The organism is Williamwhitmania sp., assembly GCA_035529935.1.
Taxonomy (GTDB): Bacteria; Bacteroidota; Bacteroidia; order Bacteroidales; family Williamwhitmaniaceae; genus Williamwhitmania.
In genome coordinates, this window is record DATKVT010000115.1 from 1 (window position 1) to 5,416 (window position 5,416).

A 5,416-nucleotide genomic window follows, 5' to 3' on the forward strand; every position below is an offset into this window, starting at 1 on the left:
TATTCCACCGTTTTTTTACCCGGTTTAACACCAGGAATAAAGCCTCCATTCTTCTTCATATCCTCAGCCATTTGCACTGGATTCACCGTAATTGCCGTGTAGAAATAGGTAAAAACGATAATTAGCAGCGAAAAGGTGAAGTTATACCAGAATCCGGTGTAACTGGAAAAAGCAGCAGCAATTTGCTGCCCAATCTCGCTGTTAAGCCGAGCGAACATCATTGGGATAAACATCAAAGCTTGTGCAAAAATGATAGGCATAACACCGGCAGCATTAATCTTCAAAGGAATATACTGTCTTACACCACCATATTGTTTGTTCCCAACGATTCGTTTTGCATACTGAACCGGTACTTTTCTGGTGCCTTGAACAAGTAAAATTGTTCCAGCTACCACCATGAATAACATTATGATTTCAACCAGCAACATTACCAACCCTCCAGTTTGTTCCGTTACACGTGAACCAAACTCAGCCGCGAAAGCAAACGGTAATCTTGCAATAATACCAATCATAATGATGAGAGAAATACCGTTACCAATTCCCTTGTCAGTGATTTTTTCACCAAGCCACATGATGAACATTGTGCCTGCAATAAGAATTATGGTAGATGGTATGGTAAACCAAGCCCCCTGTATAACAAAAGCGGATGCGGGGAGTTGGAATGAAAGGTTTGCTAAGTAAGCCGGGGCCTGAAAAAGCAGAATGCCTACGGTCAGAAACCGGGTAATCTGATTAACCTTGCGTTGGCCACTTTCGCCCTCCTTCTGTAATTTTTGAAAATAGGGAACAGCAATACCCAACAGCTGCACAACAATCGATGCGGAGATGTAGGGCATAATTCCCAATGCAAAGATTGACGCGTTGCTAAAGGCTCCTCCTGAGAACATATCCAGCAGTCCCATAAGGCCTGACGCGGTTTGATTCTTCAAGCCAGCCAGCTGCAGGGGATCGATTCCAGGAATAACTACAAAGCTGCCCAGCCTGTAAATCAGAAGTATTCCAAGTGTATAGAGAATTCTTTTACGAAGCTCTTCAATTTTGAAGATATTCTTGATGGTCTCGATGAGCGTTTTCATTCAACTAGAGTTTTACGGCAGTGCCTTGTAATGATTCTATTGCCTTCTCAGCACTTGCAGAGAAACCATTAGCATGAATTTCCAATTTTGAGGTAAGTTCACCGTCGCCCAGAACCTTGTATAGCTGTTTCCTGCTAACTAACCCAGCGTTAACCAAAACCTCGCGAGTTATTACGGTAATACTCAACTTTTTGGCAACCTCATCAATCATTCCAATGTTAATGCCCTTATACTCTTTGCGGAAAGGATTCTTAAATCCAAATTTCGGCAACCTGCGTTGAATAGGCATCTGACCGCCTTCAAACCCGACCTTGCGAGAGTAACCGGAACGAGATTGCGCCCCTTTATGACCCCTGGTGGATGTTCCACCGTGGCCCGATCCGGGACCCCTTCCGATTCTTTTCACTTTGTGGGTTGAACCTTTAGCAGGTTTTAAATTGCTCAATTCCATAGCCAATTTCTTATTGAGTTACCAGCTTATTTTACTTCTTCCACCTTAACAAGGTGCTTAACTTTTGCAATCATGCCCAAAATTTGAGCATTCGCATCCTTTTCGGAAGCACGATTGATTTTTCCCAGACCCAAAGATTTAAGGGTGCTTTTTTGGCGCTCTGAGCTACCAATCATGCTCTTAACCTGTGTTATTTTTACTATTGTCATGGTCTAGAATTCTATCCGTTAAACACTTTGGACAACTTAATTCCTCTCAAATCGGCAATGGCGCGTGCATTACGCAACTCGGTGAGAGCGCGAACGGTAGCCTTTACTAAGTTGTGAGGGTTAGAGGAGCCCTTTGATTTTGCAAGCACGTCGGTTACACCAACGCTCTCGAGTACAGCACGCATTGCACCACCTGCCTTAACTCCAGTTCCAGGAGCAGCTGGCTTGATGAATACCAAAGCGCCACCATATTTTGCAAGTTGCTCATGGGGAATGGTTCCTTTATAGATTGGCACCTTAATGAGGTTCTTCTTAGCATCCTCAATACCCTTTGCAATAGCAGAGGTTACCTCGCTTGCCTTACCCAATCCGAAACCAACAATCCCATTTTCGTTGCCAACAACAACGATGGCAGAGAAGCTAAAGGTACGACCACCCTTGGTTACCTTGGTCACACGCTGAATGGCAACCAATCTGTCCTTTAGTTCGAGATCGCTGCTCTTTACTTTACGTATACTAGTATTTGTCGACATAGTCCGTTAAAATTTAAGTCCACCTTCTCTGGCAGAGTCAGCTAACGATTTTACACGACCGTGATAAAGATATCCTCCACGATCAAAAACTACTTGAGAAATTCCAGCTTGCAACGCTTTGGAAGCGATTAACTTACCAACAAGCTGCGCTTTCTGGATCTTGTTTAGACCCTTTTGCTCTAAAATTTCCTTCTCTAGTGAAGAGGCAGCCACCATAGTTCTGCCATTTTCATCATCAACGATTTGTACGTAGATCTGTGCATTGCTGCGGAAAACGTTCAAGCGTGGGCGTGCCGTTGTTCCATGCACTATTTTGCGGATTCTTCTACGAATCCTTATCCTTCTGCTTAATTTGGTCAAGGCCATAGCTTTTAACTTTTATGTTATTTAACACTAGCCGACTTACCAGCCTTCTTGCGAACCACTTCACCAACAAAACGAATACCTTTTCCTTTGTATGGTTCAGGCTTACGAAGCGACCTAATCTTTGCTGCAACCATCCCAAGGAGCTGCTTATCGTACGAAGTGAGGGTAACCATTGGGTTTCCACGCTTCTCCGTTTTGGCCTCAACCTTAACCTCGGGGGGCATCATCAGGTGAATTTCGTGAGAGTAGCCTAAGCTTAACTCCAAAACTTGTCCTTTAGCTTCTGCTTTAAAACCTACACCAACAAGTTCCTGTTGAATTTTAAAGCCTTCGGAAACGCCAACAACCATATTATTAATCAACGATCTGTAAAGGCCATGCATAGACCTATGACGAGGTTGCTCGGTTGGGCGTGTAACAATAACGGAATTTCCCTCAACGGTAACAGTGATATCTCTATCAACCTTCTGCTTCAGTTCACCGAGCGGGCCTTTCACGCTAACCACATTACCGGAGTCCACTTTTATGGTAACTCCATGTGGTAAGTTTACAGGTTTTTTTCCAATTCGTGACATTACAATTCTCTAATTAATTAGTAAACGTAACAAAGTACTTCCCCGCCAACGTTCTGAATTCTAGCCTCTTTATCGGTCATTAAACCGTGAGAAGTAGAAACGATAGCCACTCCAAGTCCGTTAAGCACGCGAGGCATTTCAGCCACTCCGGCATATTGGCGTAAACCAGGCGAAGAAACACGCTCAAGGTGCTTAATAGCCGGCTTCTTGGTTACGGGATGATATTTCAGGGCTATTTTAATGGTGCCCTGTGGACCTTCCTCAACAAACTTAAAACTGAGGATATAACCCTTCTCAAAAAGAATTCGCGTAAGTTCCTTTTTCATCTTTGAAGCAGGAATCTCAACCACTCTGTGGTTTGCCCTCACGGCATTGCGAATACGGGTTAAGAAATCTGCAATAGGATCAGTCATTGCTCAACCTAGTTAAATAAATTACCAACTTGCCTTCTTAATTCCTGGTATTAGGCCGTTTGAGGCCATTTCCCGGAAAGTAATTCTGCTAACACCAAATAACCGCATATATCCCTTTGGTCGTCCAGTAATTTTGCAACGGTTGTGCAGACGGACAGGATTAGAGTTAGGTGGAAGTTTGCTCAAACCAACATAGTCACCTTCGGCTTTTAGCTTAGCTCGCTTTTCAGCATACTTCTCAACTAACTTGAGGCGCTTAACCTCGCGAGCCTTCATTGATTCTTTTGCCATATAGCACTAGTTCTTTTTGATGTTTTTAAACGGAATACCAAACTCGCGAAGTAGAGCAAAGCCTTCTTCGTCTGAATTAGCAGAGGTAACAAAGCTAATCTCCATACCTAAAATCTTTGTAATCTTATCGATATCAATTTCAGGGAAAATTAACTGCTCACGGATACCAAGGGAGTAGTTACCCTGGCCATCAAACCTCTCTTCAACACCGTTAAAGTCACGGATACGAGGAAGTGATACGGAAATTAATCTCTCCAAAAACTCATACATCCTATCTCTGCGAAGAGTAACTTTAACTCCAATTGGCATGCCTTTACGCAGCTTAAAGTTAGAGATATCCTTCTTGGAGTAAGTTGCAATAGCCTTTTGACCAGCAATTTGCGTAAGTTCCTGAACGGCAATGTCAATAAGTTTTTTATCAGCCACTGCTTGTCCAACTCCCTGATTGATTACAATTTTCTGAATACGAGGAACCTGCATGATGCTCTTGTAGCCAAATTCCTTCATTAGTACAGGAATAATTTCCTCCCTGTACTTGTTCCTTAAGCTAGGTACGAATTCCATTACTTAATCTCCTCCCCAGACTTTTTAGCGTAACGCACTAGTTTATCTTCATCGTTATACCTACGACCAATTCGGGTAGGCTTACGGGTGGCAGGATCAACAACATTTAAGTTGGAGATATGAATAGGTGCCTCCTGTTTAATAATGCCACCTTGGGGATTCTTTGCATTAGGTTTGGTATGCTTGGTAACCATGTTGATACCTTCAACAATGGCCCGCTCCTCTGTAGGAAGCACTTCAAGCACCTTACCTGTTTTGCCTCTATCGTTGCCCGTATTAACGAAAACAACGTCCCCCTTCTTTATGTGTAACTTCCTTTGCATTGATAGTCATTTAAAGGGTTAAAGCACCTCCGGTGCTAGCGAAACAATTTTCATGTATTTATCGCGCAGTTCGCGGGCCACAGGGCCAAAAATACGGGTTCCGCGGATTTCACCTTGTGCATTAAGGAGAACACAGGCGTTGTCGTCGAATCGGATATAAGATCCATCAGGACGACGAATCTCTTTACTCGTTCTAACAATAACAGCCTTGGTAACAGTACCCTTCTTTATTTCACTGGAAGGAAGTGCACTTTTAACAGTAACAACAATCTTATCACCAATGCTAGCGTACCTCATACCAGTTCCTCCAAGCACACGGATGCAGAGCACTTCCTTTGCTCCGCTGTTATCGGCTACGGTTAATCTGCTTTCTTGCTGAATCATGGCTACTTAACTTTCTCTATAATTTCAATTAGTCTCCAGCGCTTTGTTTTACTCAAAGGCCGAGTTTCCATAATACGAACGGTATCGCCAATGCTGCACTCGTTCTTTTCGTCGTGGGCCACAAATTTAGTGGTTTTATTGACAAATTTACCATAGATCGGGTGTTTTACTTTACGTTTTACGGCAACCACGATAGATTTATCCATCTTGTTGCTCATAACTATCCCGATT

The 5,416-nt window shown here is 43.1% G+C and carries 12 protein-coding genes; all 12 read right to left on the minus strand.

The window, feature by feature from the left end; translation table 11 throughout:
* On the minus strand, positions 1 to 1,076 hold a 1,076-nt coding region (gene secY, locus VMW01_08830), incomplete at its 3' end, for a preprotein translocase subunit SecY (GenBank protein ID HUW06354.1).
* Positions 1,077 to 1,080: 4 nt separating this feature from the next.
* A complete protein-coding gene (gene rplO, locus VMW01_08835) occupies positions 1,081 to 1,527 on the minus strand; it encodes a 50S ribosomal protein L15 (GenBank protein ID HUW06355.1) in 447 nt (148 codons plus the stop codon).
* Between the two features lie 26 nt (positions 1,528 to 1,553).
* Positions 1,554 to 1,736, minus strand: a complete 183-nt coding sequence (gene rpmD, locus VMW01_08840; GenBank protein ID HUW06356.1) for a 50S ribosomal protein L30 — start codon at positions 1,734 to 1,736, stop codon at positions 1,554 to 1,556.
* Between the two features lie 11 nt (positions 1,737 to 1,747).
* Positions 1,748 to 2,269 carry a 30S ribosomal protein S5 gene (gene rpsE, locus VMW01_08845; GenBank protein ID HUW06357.1) on the minus strand — a complete coding sequence of 174 codons (522 nt, stop codon included), beginning with the start codon at positions 2,267 to 2,269 and terminating at the stop codon, positions 1,748 to 1,750.
* A gap of 6 nt (positions 2,270 to 2,275) precedes the next feature.
* Entirely contained in the window at positions 2,276 to 2,635 is a 360-nt protein-coding gene (gene rplR / locus VMW01_08850) for a 50S ribosomal protein L18 (protein HUW06358.1), read from the minus strand.
* A 17-nt stretch (positions 2,636 to 2,652) separates the two neighbouring features.
* A complete protein-coding gene (gene rplF, locus VMW01_08855) occupies positions 2,653 to 3,210 on the minus strand; it encodes a 50S ribosomal protein L6 (protein ID HUW06359.1) in 558 nt (185 codons plus the stop codon).
* Positions 3,211 to 3,227: 17 nt separating this feature from the next.
* On the minus strand, positions 3,228 to 3,623 hold the full coding sequence (rpsH, locus tag VMW01_08860) for a 30S ribosomal protein S8 (GenBank protein ID HUW06360.1): 396 nt from the start codon (positions 3,621 to 3,623) through the stop codon (positions 3,228 to 3,230).
* A gap of 21 nt (positions 3,624 to 3,644) precedes the next feature.
* The gene (rpsN, locus tag VMW01_08865) at positions 3,645 to 3,914 is read right to left on the minus strand and encodes a 30S ribosomal protein S14 (GenBank protein ID HUW06361.1); all 270 of its coding nucleotides are present in this window, start codon (positions 3,912 to 3,914) and stop codon (positions 3,645 to 3,647) included.
* A 6-nt stretch (positions 3,915 to 3,920) separates the two neighbouring features.
* Positions 3,921 to 4,478 (minus strand): 50S ribosomal protein L5, encoded by a 558-nt coding sequence (rplE, locus tag VMW01_08870; GenBank protein HUW06362.1) that lies wholly within the window; start codon positions 4,476 to 4,478, stop codon positions 3,921 to 3,923.
* A complete protein-coding gene (gene rplX, locus VMW01_08875; protein HUW06363.1) occupies positions 4,478 to 4,801 on the minus strand; it encodes a 50S ribosomal protein L24 in 324 nt (107 codons plus the stop codon). Before rplX ends, rplE begins: the two co-directional genes overlap by 1 nt.
* An 18-nt stretch (positions 4,802 to 4,819) precedes the next feature.
* The gene (gene rplN / locus VMW01_08880) at positions 4,820 to 5,185 is read right to left on the minus strand and encodes a 50S ribosomal protein L14 (GenBank protein ID HUW06364.1); all 366 of its coding nucleotides are present in this window, start codon (positions 5,183 to 5,185) and stop codon (positions 4,820 to 4,822) included.
* Between the two features lie 2 nt (positions 5,186 to 5,187).
* On the minus strand, positions 5,188 to 5,416 hold a 229-nt coding region (gene rpsQ, locus VMW01_08885; protein HUW06365.1), incomplete at its 5' end, for a 30S ribosomal protein S17.

Coding starts and splice junctions, on each gene's coding strand:
- rplO (HUW06355.1), bottom strand. CDS start 1,527: ATGGAATTGAGCAATTTAAAACCTGCTAAAGGTTCAACCCACAAAGTG.
- rpmD (HUW06356.1), bottom strand. CDS start 1,736: ATGACAATAGTAAAAATAACACAGGTTAAGAGCATGATTGGTAGCTCA.
- rpsE (HUW06357.1), bottom strand. CDS start 2,269: ATGTCGACAAATACTAGTATACGTAAAGTAAAGAGCAGCGATCTCGAA.
- rplR (HUW06358.1), bottom strand. CDS start 2,635: ATGGCCTTGACCAAATTAAGCAGAAGGATAAGGATTCGTAGAAGAATC.
- rplF (HUW06359.1), bottom strand. CDS start 3,210: ATGTCACGAATTGGAAAAAAACCTGTAAACTTACCACATGGAGTTACC.
- rpsH (HUW06360.1), bottom strand. CDS start 3,623: ATGACTGATCCTATTGCAGATTTCTTAACCCGTATTCGCAATGCCGTG.
- rpsN (HUW06361.1), bottom strand. CDS start 3,914: ATGGCAAAAGAATCAATGAAGGCTCGCGAGGTTAAGCGCCTCAAGTTA.
- rplE (HUW06362.1), bottom strand. CDS start 4,478: ATGGAATTCGTACCTAGCTTAAGGAACAAGTACAGGGAGGAAATTATT.
- rplX (HUW06363.1), bottom strand. CDS start 4,801: ATGCAAAGGAAGTTACACATAAAGAAGGGGGACGTTGTTTTCGTTAAT.
- rplN (HUW06364.1), bottom strand. CDS start 5,185: ATGATTCAGCAAGAAAGCAGATTAACCGTAGCCGATAACAGCGGAGCA.